Source organism: Mycobacterium simiae, assembly GCF_010727605.1.
Classification (GTDB): domain Bacteria; phylum Actinomycetota; class Actinomycetes; order Mycobacteriales; family Mycobacteriaceae; genus Mycobacterium; species Mycobacterium simiae.
Window position 1 is genome coordinate 409,788 of the sequence record NZ_AP022568.1, and the last position, 18,022, is coordinate 427,809.

The following is an 18,022-nucleotide window of genomic DNA, read 5'->3' on the forward strand; positions in this document are numbered from 1 at the left end:
TCAGAACAGCGTCGGCTGAACGGGTTGCGGCTCGACGATGCGGGCCTGCTGGGCGAACGCCCGCTGATCACCGGTCAATCGGTGTTTGGCTATCAGCGGCGCGGCCCGCGCCCGCAGCATCTCGCGATAGTCCGGCGGCAAATACGCTCCGCGCCGGTACAACTCGCGGTAGCGGCCGACGAGTTCGGGATGCGAGCGTTCCAACCACGACATGAACCAGCCGCGGGTGGAGCGACGCAGATGCAGCCCGAATACGGTCACGCTGGTGGCGCCCGCTTCGGCGATCTGGCCCAGCAGCGCGTCGAGATGCTGGCTGGAATCGGTGAGGTGTGGCAACACCGGCGCGACCATGACGTGGCAGTCCAGCCCGGCGTCGCGGATCGCGGCGATCAAGCCGAGCCGCGCCTGCGGCGTCGGGGTACCCGGCTCGACGTCGCGGTGCAGCTGCGCGTCGCCGACCGCCAGCGAAACCGCCAACGATACCGGAACGTGTTGCGCCGCTTCGGCTATCACCGGCAGGTCGCGCCGCAACAGGGTGCCCTTGGTCAGGATCGACAGCGGGGTGCCGGAGGCGGCCAGCGCACCGATGATGCCCGGCATCAGCGCGTAGCGGCCCTCGGCGCGCTGGTAGGGGTCGGTATTGGTGCCCAGCGCGACCATCTCCCGACGCCACGATGACCGGCGCAATTCGCGTGCCAGCACCTCGGCCACGTTGGTCTTGACCACCACCTGGGTGTCGAAGTCGTTGCCGCAGTCGAAATCGAGGTACTCGTGGGTGGGACGGGCGAAACAGTAGCGGCAAGCGTGTGAGCAACCGCGGTAGCCGTTGACGGTGTAACGAAACGGCAGCGCGGCCGCGTCCGGGATCTTGTTCAGCGCGGATTTGCACAGCACCTCGTGGAAGGTGATGCCCTCGAACTGCGGGGCGCGCACGCTTCGGACCAGGCCGATCCGTTGCAGGCCTGGCAGCGCCCCGTCGTCGATCGGTTCGCCGCCGACCGCGACGGCCTGGTTCGCCCACCGCATCGGACTATTCGAACAGTTGTTCGATGTGCTGTCAAGCGGGCGCCCTAGACTTGGCCGAGACCAAAACTGGCGGAGGAACGCTTGTCGAATCCTGAGTACGAAGACGAATTGCGGTCCGAGCAGCGCTACGTGACCGGCCTCTACGCACGGCTGGACGCCGACCGCGCCCGGGCCAAGGATCGGTATCGAACCGCACTGCGGGGCGACGGCGGCAGCCTCGCCGACCGTGATGCCGAGGTGCGTGCGCTGGCGCGGGAGGTCAAGCGGCTCGACGTGGCGGACTACGGCCTGTGCTTCGGGCGGTTGGACGCGCTGTCCGGCGAGCGCACCTACATCGGCCGGATCGGGTTGTTCGATGCCGACGACGAGTATCGGCCGCTGCTGCTGGACTGGCGGACACCGGCCGCACGCGCCTTCTACGTCGCCACCGCCGCGAGTCCGGAGGGCATGCGCCGGCGCCGGCAATTCCACACCCGCGAGCGGCGCGTCGTCGACTTCACCGACGAGTTCTTCGGCCGGCCGGGTGAGGCGGCGGCGGGCGGCTCGGAGGACTGGGCCCTGCTCGCCGCGGTCAATGCGCCCCGGGGCGACGGCATGCGCGACATCGTGGCGACGATCCAGGCCGAACAGGACGAGATCATCCGGCTGGACCATCCGGGTGTGCTGGTGATCGAGGGCGGCCCCGGGACCGGCAAGACGGTGGTGGCGTTGCACCGCGTCGCGTATCTGCTCTACACCCAGCGCGAGCGCATCGAACGCCATGGTGTGTTGGTGGTGGGGCCCAATTCGGCGTTTCTGCGCCACGTCGACCGCGTGCTGCCGTCGCTGGGTGAGTCCAGCGTGGTGTTCATGACACCGGGCGATCTGGTGCCCGGGCTGCACATCACCGCCGAGGACACTCCGGAGTGCGCGGCGTTCAAGGGCTCACTGAAAATCCTCGACGTGCTGGCCGCGGCGATTGCCGATCGACAGCGAGTGCCCGTGCGGCCGTTGGAGATCGAGCTGGCCGACGTCACGGTGCGCATCGACGCCGAGATCGCGGGGTGGGCGCGGGAAGAAGCGCGCGCCAGCGGACAGCCACACAACCAGGCCCGGGCCGTATTCACCGACATCCTCACCTGGGCGCTGACCGAGCGCGCGATCGCGCGGATCGGGCGCGGCTGGCTGACCCGCGAGGACCGCGCGGCGTGGGAACAGCTGCGGTCCGATCTGCTTGCCGAGCTGGCGGATAACCACCAGTTCGCCGCCGCGCTGGACCGGTTGTGGCCGATCCTGACTCCGCAGGAGTTGCTGACGTCGCTGTACCTGTCCCCCGAGCGGTTGCAGGCCGTGGGCGCACCCCAGACGCTGTTGCGCGTCGCCGGCGAACCCTGGACGGTGTCCGACGTGCCGCTGCTCGACGAGCTGGTGGATCTGCTGGGTTACGACAAGACGGCCGCGGAGTCGGCCGAGGCCAGCGCCGAGCGGGAACGCAACTACGAGGCCGAGTACGCCGCCGGGGTGTTGGACCTGATGGTCGCCCGCGAGGATCTGATGGACGACGAGGACCACCTGATCGCCCGTGACGTGATCCATGCCGAGGCCCTAGCGGACCGGTTCGTCGAGCGCGACACCCGTGAACTCGCCGATCGTGCTGCCGCAGATCGAGATTGGACATACCGGCACATCGTCGTCGATGAAGCTCAGGAGCTCTCCGAAATGGATTGGCGGGTGCTGATGCGGCGTTGCCCGGGTCGCTCGTTCACGGTGGTCGGCGATCTGGCCCAGCGCCGCTCGGCGGCGGGCGCGACCTCCTGGGAAGCCATGCTGGCGCCGTATGTGGCCGATCGCTGGGAGTACCGGTCCCTGACGGTGAACTATCGCACCCCGCAGGAGATCATGACCGTCGCCGCCGCGCTGCTCGAGGAGTTCGCCCCCGCGGTCCGTCCGCCGGAGTCGGTGCGCTCCTGTGGTGTCCGGCCATGGGCCCGGAAGGTGACCGACGACGAACTGATGGGTGCCATCGAGGAATTCGTGCGTGACGAGGCCGGCCGCGAAGGCACCAGCGTGGTGATCGGCCCGCCCGGCGTGCCGGGCACGGTGCCGGCCTCGGAGACCAAGGGGCTCGAGTTCGACGCGGTACTGGTGGTCGACCCGCAGCGGATTCTCGCCGACGGCCCACGTGGCGCGGCCGAGCTCTATGTCGCGCTCACCCGTGCCACGCAGCGCCTCGGCGTCCTGCATCGAGATCCGTTGCCGCTGGCGCTGTCCGGCCTGGATGAACTCGAGACGCGCCAGTAGTGGGGACCGTCAGAATGGCGGTGGTTCTTCGTCGGTCTTCGGGGGCACCGTGGCGACGTAGCTTGACGCGCGCTCTTCCCGTCGCGCCGTGCGAGCGTCGCGATTCCGTCGGCGCTCGGTGGTGATGCGCGTGGCGCGGTCCTGGGCGCGGGTGCGGGTGCGTCGCGGCATCATCACGGTCCGGCTCCCGCAGTAGTCGCCCGGCGGCTCGACTTCGGGCGCCGGCATACCGCCCGTTGCCCGACACAGACTCGGAAACAGCAGCGCGCTGCCCGGCGTCGTGACGTGTGTCCGTCCCGCAGGCGAGGTCAAGATCAGCGTGCCGTCGGGCAATTGCTCGTCCCGCCACCCCCAGAACGTCTTGACCAGGTGATGTCTCCGACTGACTGAACTACATTCTTGATCTTGCGCCGCCAGCTACCCAACCAACGGGTGGGAGTGGACCTCACCAGTGGTCAGGCTGGTGATGGGCGCGCTGGTGGACCGAACCCTGGCGGGCTGGCACCCTCCAGGGGCCCGGCGTTCGCCAGGATCTCGCCCGCGATCTCGGTGTACTTCACATCGCGCAGTCTTCCATCCCTGTTGAACCAACTACGACGCGCTATCGCTCTGATGTCAGTCGCCATGGCTATCGTCGGTCTGTGACTACAGGACTGGAGCGTCCCAACGCTTCGCTCGACCGTGTTGTCCGGCTGGACAATGTGCCCATTACTCAGCACAGCGGTCCAGCCCCAAGAGCTAATTGTCCGTGTGGATCGCGCAAGCAGGCTCGGCGTTGCCACCGCGGCGTTGATGGTTCTTGGCTCGCCGAGCGCCCCCCGGCGTTGCTGACCGATGCCCGCACTGGCTACGCCAACCCCGGCTGCTACGCACGCGTAAGCAACGACTGCAGCGAGGATCTGACGTTGGAGCACTACATCAGCGACGACCTCCTCAAAAGCATCGCTTGGGATGGCAAGGCTGTGTTGGTGCGCGGGGCGGCGTGGTTGCCTTCGCAGACCGGAAAGTCCGTCGGGGTGAAGTCGTTTTCGTCGCGGATGCTCTGCGGCCGACACAACCGCGCCCTGTCGCCGCTCGACCATACGGCCACCGACTACTTCCGCTACTTCCTCGAAGACCAGCTCGACATCTTTAAGTTCCTCGGCAACGACGACCGGAAGAGCTTCGCGCGCAGCTTCATCATGGCCAGTGGTCCGTATATCGAGCTTTGGATGCTCAAGGTCCTGTGGGGCGCGATCGAATCGAAAGCCCTGACTGTCGACGGTCGAACCGCTTACCGATTCCGGCTCGGAGTCCCCGCCGAGCAACTGGCCGAAATCCTCTGGCGCGGCGCAGACTGGCCAGGGCATTGGGGCATGTACGTAATCCAAGACCCCGACCACGATCAGCCAGTCACACCCAAAGCGGTGCGAATACGCCTCGAAAGCGACGGCCCCGAAATCTTAGGCGGATATATCCAGATGGCTCAATTCGAGTACCTCATCGCGTTCGAGCGCCCGCCCGTCCGTAACTTTTTTCGCCCCGGCGGGATGGCATTCAGGCGTGTCGGTTTCCCTGCTCACAGTTGCAAGTTGACCGCATTCGCGTGGCCTGAACTCGGGCATCCGATAATCGACGTGGTCAGCGGGGTTCCGCCGCAACAAGACTTCACGGTGCCACCAAATGCGCGGTCCGCGGCGATGCACAACCAGATCATGCCCGGCTCGCTCAATCTCACTAGTGGCGCCGTCGTCCCTCTACCGCCACCGAATCGGTATTCGGGCCAGTGAACCGCCCGCGCTAGCCGAACAAGCCCTACGCGCGAGCTTGAACCGCAATCAGTTCGCGGCAGATGACCAGAGTTGCGCGACGTCCCTTCCGGGCGGCGCTTTCGATACCGAAATGCAAGGCGCAGACGAAATCAAGAAGGTGCGCACAGAGATCGGTCATGCGTGGGTGACGGCGGTAGCATCATGGTCGCCAGCCATCAGTGCTACGCGGCCAGCCAACCTTGGAGGGTACAGCATGACAGACTTTCCCACTGGTACCTATATGCTCCACGCGCGAATTCCAAACATCGAACTACTAAGACTTCAAAACGAATTTCTGAAAGTCGATGACATGGAGCACCTTGGACATTCTTGGACGAGGTATCGACGAGCAAAGGGACCGACTTATAGACCGCCTGGCGTAGACACGCATACCACTATCGAGTTTGTCGATCCCGACGTGCCGGATACTACTTTCAAGCTCAGCGATGAGGCCGCGGTCGCAGTGGCAGTGGCAGAGAACGGCGATTCGGTCACTTTCGCGCCCGGCATCTATGTCCTTGCTGGCGAAATGCCCGTTAGCGCACTCCCCGCACTGGGTACCAACGTTTTCCTGCCCGTCGATGAGGTCGATTACCTCGGATATGTATGGCGTAGATTTCGGTTGACAAAGAAGTTCGCGCTGGCAGGCGGTGCGGACACTCTGACAGTCGAGTTCGCTGGTGGCGGCCAAGCGGCCATCTCGTACCCCGCCGGGCAGTCCACCCAGGTCTTGATGGCCGCTTGGCCAACTGGCAAAGTACTCGGTGAGCTTCTGGGACGAAACCCGTAGCACCTTCCCGCACGTGGTCAACCGGCGAGCTGGCAAGATATCCACGTGGGAAACGCGGCGATGCACGTTTGCTGCTCGCAGCGCTGTGCAGTTCAGCATCATTCTCGCGGTTACCCTGTGGTTCGGTCAGCCACACGGCAGCCTGGCTGTGTGGTGGAATGCGCACTGGCCGTATCTGCGGCAGTTGGCAATTCGAAAAAATATCTCCGCCGCGATACAGGCAATCGGAGCGCTCGTCACCTTCTACGGGCTATTGCGCGCCTACCTCCGGGCAACATATAACCAAACCGTTACGGAACGCATAACGAGCTGGGTTACGAAGGCTTGGGGAAGGCTGCTCAAACTACCCCAAACAATTACTCTCTCGGGCATTCCGTCATCGGCGGCCTTCGGACGCTTAGGTATTACACAAACTCCGCCGCCGCACAATGTCGACATCACACAGAACCTGCACGAGCAGATCAAGCGGCTAGCTCAGTACGTGCACGACAGGACCGACGAGTCATCAAAGATGGCACTAGACATCACCAAACTGACGCTAGAGGTCGACGGGGTAAAAGATGCCGTATCGGAACTGGAGTGCAAGATGCGGGAGCACACGACCTCTGAGATTCAAGCGTTCGACAACAAGCTCGACAGCAAGCAGGCCCTCGATCTGACATGGGCGATCTGGGGAATCTTGGTTTCTTTCGTGGGTACTGTCCTCAGCCTCGGGACGTGAGATAGGGCCAGGCGAAACGACAGGAACTAACTACGTCTAAGGCGTCCAAGACTCAACATTGCCGCCCAGCCAGCAGGGCTATCTAGGCTAGCTGGCTTGATAGGCGTCCAGCAGATCGAGAACGAATTTTAGCAATTCTGGATAGGTTTTGCAGACATCATCAATGGTCGGCCTCGGCCTTTTCGGCGTTTCGCGATGGACAAGTCCGCTCCGCATTTCATAAACGTACTGGAAAAACTTCTTCGCAGACTTCCCGTCGTACCTGCTCTCTAACAGTGCTGCTACCTGGAGTGATCCTGTGCGTGTTATCGACTCCTCTTTGGCGTTTTCTAATATTTCCGATATACGGCGTTTTACGCCGGGATCTGGCCAGTCGGCGACGTTAGCGAGTAATTCATCGATGGCTTCTAAAATTTGTTGCGGCCGATTCCGTTTTTCGAGAAGCACTTCTGTTGCGGTAACGAGCTGTATATGCCTAGTCTCCGGGTTGGAATCGGTCAGGGCTAGATGGACAATGCGGTAGGCTATGGCCTTTTGCCTATTCCACGGCAAGTAATCTCGGTGCCGTGCATCATTTACTCGTTGCTTTAATGTTTCAAGCCACCCTGATACATTCACAACTGGAATGCCCGGGATCGAGACAATGAATTTTGGGAGTGGGTCGCTTTTGTATACTAGCAGTCGGTAATCGTCAAATATTACTCTATCCCCGACTTCGATCCCAATCGCCCGGAAGGCCCCGGGCGGCTCATTTTCGTAAATTTTGTCAAATGTAGGAATCACCCGGTCAGCGTCATCGGGACCGAAATCGACGCCTCTGCCTTCTCGGGCGAAGACGATTGTCAAGTATTGTCGCCACTTGCGCCCAGCAGCCGCCGCCGCGTCGACATCGACGTAGTAGCTGCCTTCAAGGATGAGCTCGTCGGCCCTAGAACTGAGATTGGTTCTCACTACAAATCCCTTGCCCCGTTCCGGCTTCAGGACTACCAAGCCATCATCGGCCGAGTTGGCGAGCTCAACCTCGGTGGTGTCAGTGCCTAACCGGTCACCGTCTGGGAGCCGAAATCGGTTACGGAACGTGTAGGCCATCTTCAGAATGCTGGCACAAAGCTGCGGCGATCCAGGACACGTCGCAAATCTGCCACCGATGAGTTGCGGAAGTCCGATGGTCAACGGCTGGTCGACCCTCCAAAGTGACTACCGCCCTCTGCACAGTCGCCCTAACATCGGCGCATGGGGACGAACACACTGGCAGTGCCCAGCGACCAGCTCCTACAGGCAGCTAGTCAATGGCAGGGCTTGAGCGCCGGGCTGGCTACCACGGCACCTTCACCGGGGCAATCGTTTCAGCCGACCACGGCGGCGATTAGCGCCATCGACGCGGCAATCGGGGTGGGTGCGGCAGCGTGCATGGCTCGCATTCAAGACACAGCGGCCAAAGTCACCTCGGCTGCCACTGGCTACGCCAACCAAGACACCAGGGGGCGGGGCCAACTCGGAGCTGTCGCACCGCCGGTAGTGATGGTGTGACGATGGTGCCGACGCTGTCGCAACTGCAGGCGTGGGACACCGACCACCTGGCCAATGCTGCCAGCTATTGGACGAACACGGCCGACCGCTGGGAAGACGCCTTCACCCAGGTCCGCAACCAGTCCAACATGGGGTGGGAAGGCCAAGGCGGCGAGGCGCTGCGTACCCGAGCAGGTCGTGACCTGGCCACGGTCAGCACCAAAGGCGACCTACTGCGAAACGCGGCCAAGGTTGCACGTACCGGAGCCAGCGAGATCAGCGCGGCGCAGCGTCGGGCGCTGTATGCCGTTGAGGATGCCGAAAACGCGGGGTTCGTAGTCGGGGAGGATCTATCAGTCACCGACACGCACTGCTACGCGGACCCGGCCCAGCAGGCAACCCGGCAAGCCCAGGCGGATACATTTGCGACGGACATTCACGGCAAAGCGGCTCAGTTGCTGGCTGTCGAGACACAGATATCGGGCCAATTGACTAGCGCCGCTGGTGATGTCGGTGCCATGGACTTTGCCGGCCCGGGCTCACCGGCCAATGGCAACGGCGTCCAGCTGGTCGACTACACAGAGAACTCCCCAGCGCCACCGGGACTTCCACAACCCTTGAAAGACTTCATCAACTTCCAGCTGCAAGGCAAGCCGCTGCCGCCGATGACCGGCCCACCCATCACGGAAATCGAAAACCGGATAGCGGTGATCCAGCAATCCCAAGAGTGGCAGCAGTGGTTGGCCGCGCATCCCGCCGCCAAAACGTGCGGCACCGGCGACATCATGAAGGCATTGGGTTCAATGGCTGCCGGGGACCTGTCGCTACTGGCTGGCGCGGCCGGAGCGCCCGAGACTTTCACGGCCAGTTTTTGGCTAGGCCTGATGGCTTGGGCGACCGGGCAAGCTGTGGGAGTCGGCACCCTTGCGACGTGTGGGTCGTAGGCTGAAATCATGCAGCTTGCACTGGTCGTCGTCGGCGCGATTTTTGTCCTCGTCGCAGGTCTCGTCACGATCCAGCGGCTACGCCGGTCGCCACGACAGTCTGCAGCCCGAAAGGCGATGTGGGGCAATCTTGGCCAGCTGGTAGCCACGGCCATCTTCATCGCCCTTGCCGCACTCGCCACTCACAGCGCAAACGCTTTACTTCGGTGGGGACCGGTCGTCGCCGCGTCATTTACCGCCATCAACGTGGTCGTCACTCTAGCTATATACAAAAGGCGCGCTGAGGCGTCCGCGTAACTGCTGCGGCTAAGCTCTGGCGACTATCTGCCGATGCGCGGCCGTCCTAGCGTCAGTCCACTGCCCAGTGCGACTTACCGGCCCATCGTCTCGACACGTTCTTATTGCTGGCTCGCAAAGCGTATCTGCGCGCCCATTCGTTGGCTACTTGGTTCATTGCCGCCAGGGATGCCAGTAGATGGCGTTGTCATAGCGATCGCGCGGGAAATCGTCGGAGCCGCTGCGGGTTTCGACGGAGCCGGCCAATTCCCTATGGCGATGGGCGTCCAGACGGGCTTCCAGTGCCAAAGTCGCCTCCCGCTGGCTGTTCGCCTCGATGCGCCTATTTAGCTCGATCCTGTCGGCCCTGTTTATCTCAACCCCACGGTCGCGATTCGCGTCCGCTCGGCGCTTAAGGTCAGCCGGGGTCACCGACGACGCGTGACTGCGTGCGATGAGTTCCGGCGTAGGCGCGATGTCGCGGTTGTCGGTGCGGACCAAATAACGATTGAGGTTGCGCGCCTGCGCATCCCGGTAAACCTCGTCAAAATCCGCCTCGGCCTGCATGGCAAGGTGGCGCAATGCGACTGTGGCGTCCGGGTATGCAGGGCTCGACGTGGGCGCGATGTGGTGTAGACGAGCTGACACTAAATACCTGGTGGGTAAGCCACCGTCGCCCGGACGCCATTCGTCTTGGTACACCTGGAATCCAACACTTGAACTGTGAACATCACCGCGCTTGATGGACTCATATTCGGCAGAACGGGTCTCGGGGAGATCAACCTCGTAGTCCAAACCGTAGGAGTCCTGTTTTAGCCGCATGGTTCCGGAATGGACCGCGCCCAACACAATTCCGGGCTGATGCTCGAAAAGCGCAATCACGCCAGGCCAACCATCGCCCGCGCTTTTGTTAAAGCACGACCGCTCTACGATTTCGCGAAATCCCAGCCTCGGATCGGACGGCACGCCGAACACGGCCCCGTAGCCGCCGATGGTTCGTCTATTATTGCGGAAGCTTCGGGTTTCCAGTCGGGGCACGTTGCGCCATGATGCCGTGGAAATGCGTTCGATGTCGCTCATAGTGTCACCGTCTCATCGTAGCGAGCCGCAATGACGTCATGAACGACGCTGCGGACCAATTGTACTGCGGCCTCATCGTTTTCGAGTGGATGGGCCACCATGAAGAACTTCATGCGCTCAGTGAGTACCGGCTCGCCGTCAACGGTCGCGTCCCAGAGTTCATCGCGCAGCACGGGATTCGCGATCACGCCAAGGACCAACAGCCACCAGTCAATTCCCGCGAGCATTTCCCACTGCCCCCGCACGTCTGCTGGGTCCGTCAAAATGTCGACCAACGCGGTCTCGGCCTCTGCGGCGGTCAATCGCCGCTCTTCATGCCGATGCCAGAGATGGAACCTCGGCTCCTCGACCATATCAACCCCATCTCCCAGCGTCGGCCATCCACCCGTCCGGGGCGTACCTCATCCGGCCACTGCGGCGGTCGAAATCAACTGGCACCGACCGCAGTTGCCGGGGACTACGCGCGGCCTCTTCGCGGTAGAACTCGCGAATGGCAGCCTCATCGCGCACGTAGGGCTTCAGCGTTTTGCCGATACTGCCCAGACCCTGCAACTCCAAGCGCCGCGCCTCGCGCTCAGGAACTTTCGTCGTCTGCCCCGGTTGGATCGCGGCGACGCCGTACGCCTGCTGCTGGTAATTTCGCCAGGTAAAATCGACATCACGTTGCGGCTTTTCGATCTTTTGGATGCTGCCATACCCGGCCGCCTCCCACCGTTCAGCCTGATGGCGCGACAGCTCGCCCGGAATGAGTTGCTGGTCACCGGTTTTCATCCCGAGTGCAGGGGCGTCGACCAGCCAAACGAACCGTTCTTTGGGCTTGTTGAACACGTCTCCGTCCTCACCATCCTCATCTATTGGCGCAGCGGGCAATTCAGCGACCGGCTCCGGGTCACCGACGATAACCCCGTAGCCAACCGACGCCCAGCGCTCCGCCTGCGCACGTGGAACAGCAACTGTGTCACCCGCTTTCACGCCCAGCGCTGGCAAGTCATCGAAGCACCGGAACCTGACCAACTCATCGCCGTCCATCGTCTGCCTCACTCTTCGGTGTCGCCGGGGCGCTGGTAGTACGGAGCGCCTGCGACGAGATCTAGGTAGTGCGCGGGCCTGTCAACTTCCGAAAGCACGTTGTGCCGGACGGTCACGGCGTCGTCGTCACTCAACATAGGTCACTTTCCCTTCGGCGTGAGCTTGAAACTGCCGTCCGCGTAGGAGCTTTCGGCAGTGCTCGACGGCGAAGCCGTCGCCGCCTGCTCGGCGATGCTCGCCAGGCGCTCCTGGCGGGTGACGCCGGGGGCCGAAACCTGTTGGGCGATAGAACTATTCGTGAGCGCCATGGTTGGTGCTCCTTTCGATGTGAGATTCGTCTTCGTCTGTTCCGTCGTCTGCTTTTTCTGCTTCCTCGGCCGCAACTTCAGCGACATACTCAGCAGTGCGCTGCTGCAGACGGGCAAGGTAGCGGTCATAGTCTTGTAACGCCTCAAGCCGAGCTTCGTCTGAATACGTCGGGCCGCCGAAGATCCAATTATCGAGGAACCCGGCCAACCGTTCCAACATCGCGACATAAATCGGGTTTGCATCGAGCACTGCCTGCGGTGTTAAATCGAACCGTTCCTGCAAATTCCGGGTGTACCACCCGCAAACGTTGAAGGCGAACGGTATCACTCGTTTTACCGTCCAGGCATCATTCTCTGTAAAAAGCAGAGTGCCGTCGACCCACGAAATAACGTTCTTCGCCACTTCGCGAAGATAGTCAGACGGGTCAGAATCCAGTATGGCCCAAGCGATTTCAGCGATCTCGCGTGCCTCCGCGCGGGTAATTCGCTTCGGTGGCTCATTTTCGATGTACGTCATTGGGCCACCCTTCGACTCATCTGCTGGACAACAGCCAGGCGGCCGCCGCTCTTTTTCTTCGGCCGATCACGAAGCAGGCCCATCAGGTCACGAAGTTCGTGCGAGTTGCGCGAGATGTAAGATTCCTGCTTCGGGTTGTCAATCGCGCGGGCCACCTTTCGCGCCTGCGCCACCACTGTTGGGCACTCAGCGGCTTTGGGAAGCGTCGCGCACTCGTCAATAACCGCCTGCTCGGTCGGGCCAATAACGACGGGCGCTGCAGGAAACGGGACGACATCAGCCCCGTTGCGCGGGGCGTCCGGATGGGCTGCACGTTGACGGGCTTTGGCGGCAGCGGCCGCACCCCTGCAGATGTCACAACGGCAACCCCGATTATACCCAGCGGGGCCGTGGCTTTTCGCCTTTTCCGTCATAATCGAGGATTTTACGAATCAATTTCGCAGCGTGCCATTCGAGTTCGTTTATCACACATCAACATGCTTCCCGCATCTACAAAACAGTTATTTTGTAATGCCGTTACTGAACCTGCATTTGCTCGAAAGCGCATCGAATACGCATCGCAATTAGACAACAACGCCCCGGTTCCCGTCGCGTTGGACGACCACAGACCTGCCAGCGATAATCGTGACTGCCGAGCAGTCGGCTGGTCACCATGGTTAAAAAACGAGGGTAGCTAACTAACTAATCTACCTGCATGGATAGCTCGTATCTGAGTTTGGCAGTTAACTTTGCATTTGCGCAGATCACAAGCGGTCAGCGGAACAGATATTTGGTTTACTATTGACACAGCTACGCTCGGTTGGCAAATCGGTACCGCACCTAGTTAGCTGGCAGTCGGCTGTATCCGACTTGCCTTGCCGCGCAACACATCTCGGGCAGGCGGTCGCAACGGCAGGTGGGTCAACATGGGAACCTGTCTTAGGTCAGGTGGGTATCGCACCATGGTCACTCACGAGGCGGCCTTCGCTGCCGCCGGCTTGGCGCGCTGGGGCCGGCGCTTCGTGCCCTGGGCCGATACCCCTTCGCCGGTACCAGTCGCGTCTCCGTGGCGCTTTGGGCGGTTCCGACGACCCACCTTGGCTAAGGCATCGGCATTGCGCTCGGGAGCAAAGCATTCGCCGCCCACCACGCCGAGCTGACGGCGCTCACGATCGCTGAGTCCCGCCACCCATCCGGCGCAACGGGCTCGTTCCGGGCAACCGTTGCAGATAGCCACAGCGTCACGCTGAGCCGGTGCATCCCCGTCGCTGGCTCGGTCATACAGCTCACCAGATCCCCTGCACGCCGCGCGAGGGAACGAGGGGGTTAACGCCACGACGCCCAATACGCTGGCGGCGATGTTGTCAGCCACCCATAGCGATTGCCCGCCGATGGTCAGACTGGGTCGAAGACTTGGCACGGACGCGAGTTTAAGTCGGGCGTGCCACTGGTGGCGATGTGAGTTGACGTTTCGTTGCGCGCCGCGAAGCCGACCATGGTGGGGGGTTGAACGTTGACCAGCGCCGTGGACGACCAAGTGCGGCTTGCCGTGCGGCGGGACCATTCTTCAAATAATTTCCGCGACCCATTTGGTTGATCTGACCTGGCGGTTTTTCGCTCGCCGTCGCTCGCCGTCGCTCGCCAGCGAACTGCCAATTTGACGCCGTTCGTTCGCCGTAATTAGGATTTGCGTCTGAGACGCAATCCGTACGGCGAGCGACGAAAGTAGCCGAGATGGCAAGCGGTTTCGGGGGGGTTAAAAGTCCTCGCTCGCCGCGAGCGACGGATTGACGAAGTATCGCTTCGCATGGGATTTACCCTCCGTCTGTTCGATGAGTTTCCCTACAAGTACTGCTTGCTTGATGCCTTCTCGAACTTGCTCGCGAGTGAACCCCGATAGTTCTTCGGCGTTTTCGATCATGTTCTTGGATAGGTTCGGCTTACTGCGTACCAGGCCGACTACTACGCCAGCGGCGCGAGCGAACTTCTCGGCCTTTCGCGAGCGGGCCACATAGCTCAGCTCGCGAGTTTCGGCCGTATAGTCCAACAGACCTTCGGCCACTTCCACGTCGCGACCGTATGCGCTGAAATAGCGATCCACGCTCGGGTCGTCTGGATCGGTAGCGTCGGCATTCTTGATTATGCGCCATGTAGCGTCAGGCCAGTCTAGTTTGCGCGAGTCGCCGCGTGTCCGCTCGCCGTTGTGTCCCATATGGTCAGCGATCACCGCCTCGCTCGCGCCGCACAGCCTCAGCAGCTCATCGAACGCGATGAGGAACTGGCCAGCATCGTGGTCCTCGGATAGCCCAAGTGCGTCGAGCACCGGTCGTAAACAGTCGAGTATGACTACGTCATACCCGCGCAGCCATTGCGCCCATTGCGCGAAAACGTCGCTGTCCAAGATGTTGAACGCGGACACGTTGCCGCGCAGCGTCTTTACGCAGACGTTTCCGGTGTTGCCGATTCCCAGCGACCGCAACCATCGTCGCATCTGGCGCTCGTCCATCTCTGTGTCGATGACGGCGACTTTGGCCGTCTTTGCTTGAAATTCGTTGAGGAACAGAGACCCGTCTGCAAGCGCTCTGACCAGGTTGTGAATAAGCGAAGTTTTGCCAGCCTTGTACTGCGCCGAAAGTATTACGCGAGAACCGGTGGGCAGCAACCGATCTACGCGGTATGTCGCATCATCATCGGGCACCGCCAGAAAATCCGTGAGAACGATTGGGGCATTGACGGTTTCGCACATCTGGCGAGCTTGCGCCGCTCTCAGTCGCTTACGCGCTTCGTCCAATACCTCAAGAGATAGCAGCTTCTGTTGGATTAAAGCCTCTTTGGCGTCCGTGTCGACATCGTCTGTCTCACGCTCTGCATCGTCTGTTGACTGAGTCTTTTGTCTCGGTGCTTCGGCTAACGGTCGGTCGCGGGGTACGAGCGGCATGATGCCTTTTCTCTTAGCTCCACTCAGTCCTGACTCAATGGTCTTGCGGCAGGCCGCTTCACTGGCTTTGTTCTCCCACTGCCGGGTCGCCTCAAGCAGGGCGTCGAGCACTTCAAATTCAGATAGCAGCCCTGCATTGACGTACGCTCCGAGCGTGTACGCCTTGATGTTGAGCGTTTCATTGCCGATCCCGATATCGGGTAGTTCTGCGATGTCTTTGGCGCGTCCTTTGAGTGTGCCGAGGGCGTATTGCTGCATTCGGTGGCTGCCAACGCTTTTCGCGTAGGCTTCGTACTCGGCGCGGCGTTTCGGCTCATCCGCTTCCCACGTATGGCGGGCGGCCCGGTTATGCTCGCACTTCTCGGTGTAGTCGGGTTGGCGGCTCGCCCACGTGGTGTTATGGGCGAAATACAGGACTACACCGGCTTCTATAGCGCGGAATGCTTCTCGGGAGTCCCAGTCTTCGCAGCCCACGATGGTGTACCACGGGCGAAGGGCGTCAGTCCCCGCTTGTTTCCAGCTGCTTGTGCCGGTACTATCGGTGGTGGTCACTGTGGTGGTGCCTCACGTACGATTGGTCGGGATGCAATCCCGGCCATTCGTCTTCTTATCTCGTGTTGGTTATGAACATTTGTCAGGTGTCCTTCGCGTCGTTGTTTACGGGTGATTCTAGTCCCGTTGTGAGACAACATATTTCCGGATCGGCCTATCCTCTTGCACGTCTCCGATTCGACGTTTTCGCTCGTAGTGAGCCGAGCACAGCGCCAGCGCGTAACATGGTCTGCCACAACTCTTTACGGTGCACTGTGATGGTCGGCGATGCCACGTACGACCGGCCCGTGCGTCGCCGTATTTCATTAGCTTCGAGTAATGGGCGGCGCAGTACCCCCGGCAGAGTAATGGCTTATCACAAATAGTGCACGGCCGGAACGGTTTTCGCGTCATGGCTCGTCCGAGTCTGCCGACTCCAACCGAGACAAGTTGACAAACCTCCCAAACACCCACCCACGGTGGCTTTGGCGATCACGGCCTGGCGTTCGGCAGGCGACATTCGCGGCCACGGTCCGTTGTCGAAAGCCTCGCGGGCGGCACGGGTATTGCATGCAGGACATACAAATTCGCGTTTTAGTCATGGGCGCTGACCTGGTGGCGTGCGTGACTGCGGACCTGCTGGCAGGTGGCAACACGGTGGGAGACCAGCTGCTGCAACAGCACTCGGCATTCCTCATCGGTCAGTCGGGTGACCAATCGCTTGGCTATAGTAGTTAGCGGCTCCGCTGCCGGGTCTTCCTCAACAGCAGCCGGTAACGTGGTGTAGAGGAAGTGTGTCGCGGCCTTCACGGCGTAGTCGTCGGTCACGAGGCACCCCGGATCCGCACCGGCTCAAGCAATTCTGCGATCTTGGCCCGCTGCTCGTTGGTTAGCGGAGGCGCTTCGGCCATCTGGCGTTCGAGGTAATCGTTGATGGAAGCGGCTTTAAGCTCTTGGCGCGCGGCGATGACGGCGGCATCGTCGTCCTGGCGAAATCGCCGTAACGCACTGTGGCGCGCTCGCAAGTGGGCAACGTCGCTGCTAAGTGGAGACATCGGGACATTCCTTAAACGTGAGTACGAAAGTTAAGGCAGGTCCCCGGCGGGGATTGGGCCGATGTCTAGGCCGCCTATGCTACCCGTGGTGGCAAAGACGCTGCCACTCCGGGCGCAATTATCGAAATGCATTGAGTCGTATGACTCAATCAAACATGCGGTGCGCACGCAATTCACCCCAGAGCGAACTGTCAGACCATCGGACAGTTTGTCCCGAAATCCGTACCGCACGTGCGGAATCCGACAGTTTTGTACGGAAATCCGGACATAAATTCCTCTGGCACAACGACTCTCATCGGCGTACCGTTGCGAATACCTGACACGAAAGAGGGTCCGAACCCATGACCGCTGACGAACTAATTGCCCTGTTTGAATCGACCGTTTCTATCGATGGCGTCGAAAAGCCGCTGGGCGACTGCACCCCCGCCGAAGCACTGACCGCTGTGGACCAATTTGCAGGCTTCCTGCGACACCTAATAGACGAAGGGCCGCAACACACCTGACCACCGGCTAGTTCGGGCCGGTTCTTCGCGGTTATCCCCGGACTAGCCGGATTCCATTTTTGTAAACCGCGAAACACGTTGAGAGGAAACAACAATGACCACCACAATCGAGAGCAAGGATATCCGTATGGCGCTCGCCTGGGAGCTTGAGTCGCAGGCCAGTTTCCGGGAGCATGTCGCGCAGGTATATCCGGAGGACACGCGTAACGCGCGCAGCGCCAACGAGTTACGGCTTCTAGCAGAGGGATTGCGTACCAACGCGGGGTACGACGATACACCAGCGCTCCGCAAGATCCTCGCCCTGGTGACGGAGCATGGATTGCCTTTGGAGTGCATCATTCCCAGCGATGGATTTAACGCCTCGCAGTATCGATTCCACGACGCAAACGAGAGTGACGACGAGTTTTTGAATGATCTCGCGGACGCGCTGGAAAGTGAACTAAGTGAGTTATCCGAGGTCCAAAGCGAAGGTAGTGACGCTATCGAGATGCTCGCTAAATTGGTCGCTCCCGCAGGGGATCACGTAGAGCTTGGCATTGAGTCAAAAAGCTTTAATGGCACTGCATTCTATGTGGTGCTGACTGTGAAGAACAAGGGTATAGCACTGGAACCGGAACAGGCGCGAAGTCTTGCTCAGCAGCTTCTCAATATGGCCCAGGCTGCCGACGAAGGTGCGGAGGACTGGTACCTGTACGGAGCGGAGGAATGACACCCTGACCCCCTCAATCCTCACAAACGACAACCCC

Annotated in this window: 21 protein-coding genes and 1 pseudogene; 9 read left to right on the plus strand and 13 right to left on the minus strand. The window is 61.1% G+C overall.

Annotated features, from left to right (window positions below; translation table 11 throughout):
* Positions 1 to 1,026, minus strand: coding sequence for an Rv2578c family radical SAM protein (locus G6N33_RS01740; protein ID WP_044511241.1), 1,026 nt, complete (start codon positions 1,024 to 1,026; stop codon positions 1 to 3).
* 81 nt (positions 1,027 to 1,107) lie between these two features.
* Here G6N33_RS01740 and helR point away from each other — a divergent pair, with 81 nt between their 5' ends.
* On the plus strand, positions 1,108 to 3,306 hold the full coding sequence (helR, locus tag G6N33_RS01745) for an RNA polymerase recycling motor ATPase HelR (protein WP_179962656.1): 2,199 nt from the start codon (positions 1,108 to 1,110) through the stop codon (positions 3,304 to 3,306).
* Positions 3,307 to 3,315: 9 nt separating this feature from the next.
* Here the strand turns inward: helR and G6N33_RS01750 are convergent.
* Positions 3,316 to 3,687: pseudogene (locus G6N33_RS01750) on the minus strand (hypothetical protein); the annotation flags it as partial.
* A 260-nt stretch (positions 3,688 to 3,947) separates the two neighbouring features.
* Here G6N33_RS01750 and G6N33_RS01755 point away from each other — a divergent pair.
* From G6N33_RS01755 to G6N33_RS01765, 3 genes are read left to right on the plus strand one after another with little or no spacing between them, the layout of a single operon-like run.
* Positions 3,948 to 5,075: a hypothetical protein gene (locus G6N33_RS01755; RefSeq protein ID WP_155945973.1), complete on the plus strand. Its 1,128-nt coding sequence runs from the start codon at positions 3,948 to 3,950 to the stop codon at positions 5,073 to 5,075.
* A gap of 37 nt (positions 5,076 to 5,112) precedes the next feature.
* Complete coding sequence (locus G6N33_RS01760) at positions 5,113 to 5,886, plus strand: hypothetical protein (protein WP_155945972.1); 774 nt, start codon at positions 5,113 to 5,115, stop codon at positions 5,884 to 5,886.
* Positions 5,861 to 6,607 (plus strand): hypothetical protein, encoded by a 747-nt coding sequence (locus G6N33_RS01765; protein WP_155945971.1) that lies wholly within the window; start codon positions 5,861 to 5,863, stop codon positions 6,605 to 6,607. Before G6N33_RS01760 ends, G6N33_RS01765 begins: the two co-directional genes overlap by 26 nt.
* Positions 6,608 to 6,694: 87 nt before the next feature.
* Here G6N33_RS01765 and G6N33_RS01770 read toward each other — a convergent pair whose 3' ends face one another.
* Positions 6,695 to 7,696, minus strand: coding sequence for a hypothetical protein (locus G6N33_RS01770; protein ID WP_044511234.1), 1,002 nt, complete (start codon positions 7,694 to 7,696; stop codon positions 6,695 to 6,697).
* 144 nt (positions 7,697 to 7,840) lie between these two features.
* On the opposite strand from G6N33_RS01770, the gene G6N33_RS01775 reads away from it, so the two are divergent.
* From G6N33_RS01775 to G6N33_RS01785, 3 genes are read left to right on the plus strand one after another with little or no spacing between them, the layout of a single operon-like run.
* Complete coding sequence (locus tag G6N33_RS01775; RefSeq protein ID WP_044511233.1) at positions 7,841 to 8,137, plus strand: hypothetical protein; 297 nt, start codon at positions 7,841 to 7,843, stop codon at positions 8,135 to 8,137.
* Between the two features lie 2 nt (positions 8,138 to 8,139).
* A complete protein-coding gene (locus G6N33_RS01780) occupies positions 8,140 to 9,060 on the plus strand; it encodes a hypothetical protein (RefSeq protein ID WP_044511231.1) in 921 nt (306 codons plus the stop codon).
* 9 nt (positions 9,061 to 9,069) lie between these two features.
* Positions 9,070 to 9,357, plus strand: a complete 288-nt coding sequence (locus G6N33_RS01785) for a hypothetical protein (protein WP_044511230.1) — start codon at positions 9,070 to 9,072, stop codon at positions 9,355 to 9,357.
* A gap of 153 nt (positions 9,358 to 9,510) precedes the next feature.
* On the opposite strand, the gene G6N33_RS01790 is transcribed toward G6N33_RS01785, so the two are convergent.
* From G6N33_RS01790 to G6N33_RS01830, 10 genes are all read right to left on the minus strand, one after another.
* On the minus strand, positions 9,511 to 10,416 hold the full coding sequence (locus tag G6N33_RS01790) for an HK97 family phage prohead protease (protein WP_049919279.1): 906 nt from the start codon (positions 10,414 to 10,416) through the stop codon (positions 9,511 to 9,513).
* The gene (locus G6N33_RS01795; RefSeq protein WP_044511228.1) at positions 10,413 to 10,769 is read right to left on the minus strand and encodes a hypothetical protein; all 357 of its coding nucleotides are present in this window, start codon (positions 10,767 to 10,769) and stop codon (positions 10,413 to 10,415) included. The genes G6N33_RS01790 and G6N33_RS01795 overlap by 4 nt, the downstream gene beginning before the upstream one ends.
* 1 nt (position 10,770) lies before the next feature.
* Positions 10,771 to 11,445 (minus strand): hypothetical protein, encoded by a 675-nt coding sequence (locus tag G6N33_RS01800; RefSeq protein WP_155945970.1) that lies wholly within the window; start codon positions 11,443 to 11,445, stop codon positions 10,771 to 10,773.
* 8 nt (positions 11,446 to 11,453) lie between these two features.
* A complete protein-coding gene (locus G6N33_RS27695; protein ID WP_269210881.1) occupies positions 11,454 to 11,582 on the minus strand; it encodes a hypothetical protein in 129 nt (42 codons plus the stop codon).
* 3 nt (positions 11,583 to 11,585) lie between these two features.
* Positions 11,586 to 11,753, minus strand: a complete 168-nt coding sequence (locus G6N33_RS01805) for a hypothetical protein (RefSeq protein ID WP_155945969.1) — start codon at positions 11,751 to 11,753, stop codon at positions 11,586 to 11,588.
* Positions 11,737 to 12,270, minus strand: a complete 534-nt coding sequence (locus G6N33_RS01810; RefSeq protein WP_044511225.1) for a hypothetical protein — start codon at positions 12,268 to 12,270, stop codon at positions 11,737 to 11,739. Before G6N33_RS01810 ends, G6N33_RS01805 begins: the two co-directional genes overlap by 17 nt.
* Positions 12,267 to 12,683: a hypothetical protein gene (locus G6N33_RS01815; protein ID WP_155945968.1), complete on the minus strand. Its 417-nt coding sequence runs from the start codon at positions 12,681 to 12,683 to the stop codon at positions 12,267 to 12,269. The genes G6N33_RS01810 and G6N33_RS01815 overlap by 4 nt, the downstream gene beginning before the upstream one ends.
* A gap of 1,322 nt (positions 12,684 to 14,005) precedes the next feature.
* On the minus strand, positions 14,006 to 15,739 hold the full coding sequence (locus G6N33_RS01820) for an AAA family ATPase (protein WP_044511223.1): 1,734 nt from the start codon (positions 15,737 to 15,739) through the stop codon (positions 14,006 to 14,008).
* 573 nt (positions 15,740 to 16,312) lie between these two features.
* The gene (locus G6N33_RS01825; protein WP_044511221.1) at positions 16,313 to 16,546 is read right to left on the minus strand and encodes a hypothetical protein; all 234 of its coding nucleotides are present in this window, start codon (positions 16,544 to 16,546) and stop codon (positions 16,313 to 16,315) included.
* Positions 16,543 to 16,773 carry a hypothetical protein gene (locus tag G6N33_RS01830; RefSeq protein WP_044511220.1) on the minus strand — a complete coding sequence of 77 codons (231 nt, stop codon included), beginning with the start codon at positions 16,771 to 16,773 and terminating at the stop codon, positions 16,543 to 16,545. Before G6N33_RS01830 ends, G6N33_RS01825 begins: the two co-directional genes overlap by 4 nt.
* 341 nt (positions 16,774 to 17,114) lie before the next feature.
* On the opposite strand from G6N33_RS01830, the gene G6N33_RS01835 reads away from it, so the two are divergent.
* The gene (locus G6N33_RS01835; protein ID WP_155945967.1) at positions 17,115 to 17,276 is read left to right on the plus strand and encodes a hypothetical protein; all 162 of its coding nucleotides are present in this window, start codon (positions 17,115 to 17,117) and stop codon (positions 17,274 to 17,276) included.
* 94 nt (positions 17,277 to 17,370) lie between these two features.
* A complete protein-coding gene (locus G6N33_RS01840) occupies positions 17,371 to 17,985 on the plus strand; it encodes a hypothetical protein (protein ID WP_044511218.1) in 615 nt (204 codons plus the stop codon).
* Positions 17,986 to 18,022: the final 37 nt, after the last annotated feature.

Coding starts and splice junctions, on each gene's coding strand:
- G6N33_RS01810 (WP_044511225.1), bottom strand. CDS start 12,270: ATGACGTACATCGAAAATGAGCCACCGAAGCGAATTACCCGCGCGGAG.
- G6N33_RS01780 (WP_044511231.1), top strand. CDS start 8,140: ATGGTGCCGACGCTGTCGCAACTGCAGGCGTGGGACACCGACCACCTG.
- G6N33_RS01770 (WP_044511234.1), bottom strand. CDS start 7,696: ATGGCCTACACGTTCCGTAACCGATTTCGGCTCCCAGACGGTGACCGG.
- G6N33_RS01795 (WP_044511228.1), bottom strand. CDS start 10,769: ATGGTCGAGGAGCCGAGGTTCCATCTCTGGCATCGGCATGAAGAGCGG.
- G6N33_RS01785 (WP_044511230.1), top strand. CDS start 9,070: ATGCAGCTTGCACTGGTCGTCGTCGGCGCGATTTTTGTCCTCGTCGCA.
- G6N33_RS01740 (WP_044511241.1), bottom strand. CDS start 1,026: ATGCGGTGGGCGAACCAGGCCGTCGCGGTCGGCGGCGAACCGATCGAC.
- G6N33_RS01815 (WP_155945968.1), bottom strand. CDS start 12,683: ATGACGGAAAAGGCGAAAAGCCACGGCCCCGCTGGGTATAATCGGGGT.
- G6N33_RS27695 (WP_269210881.1), bottom strand. CDS start 11,582: ATGTTGAGTGACGACGACGCCGTGACCGTCCGGCACAACGTGCTTTCG.
- G6N33_RS01840 (WP_044511218.1), top strand. CDS start 17,371: ATGACCACCACAATCGAGAGCAAGGATATCCGTATGGCGCTCGCCTGG.
- G6N33_RS01805 (WP_155945969.1), bottom strand. CDS start 11,753: ATGGCGCTCACGAATAGTTCTATCGCCCAACAGGTTTCGGCCCCCGGC.
- G6N33_RS01800 (WP_155945970.1), bottom strand. CDS start 11,445: ATGGACGGCGATGAGTTGGTCAGGTTCCGGTGCTTCGATGACTTGCCA.
- G6N33_RS01790 (WP_049919279.1), bottom strand. CDS start 10,416: ATGAGCGACATCGAACGCATTTCCACGGCATCATGGCGCAACGTGCCC.
- G6N33_RS01835 (WP_155945967.1), top strand. CDS start 17,115: ATGACCGCTGACGAACTAATTGCCCTGTTTGAATCGACCGTTTCTATC.
- G6N33_RS01830 (WP_044511220.1), bottom strand. CDS start 16,773: ATGTCTCCACTTAGCAGCGACGTTGCCCACTTGCGAGCGCGCCACAGT.
- G6N33_RS01775 (WP_044511233.1), top strand. CDS start 7,841: ATGGGGACGAACACACTGGCAGTGCCCAGCGACCAGCTCCTACAGGCA.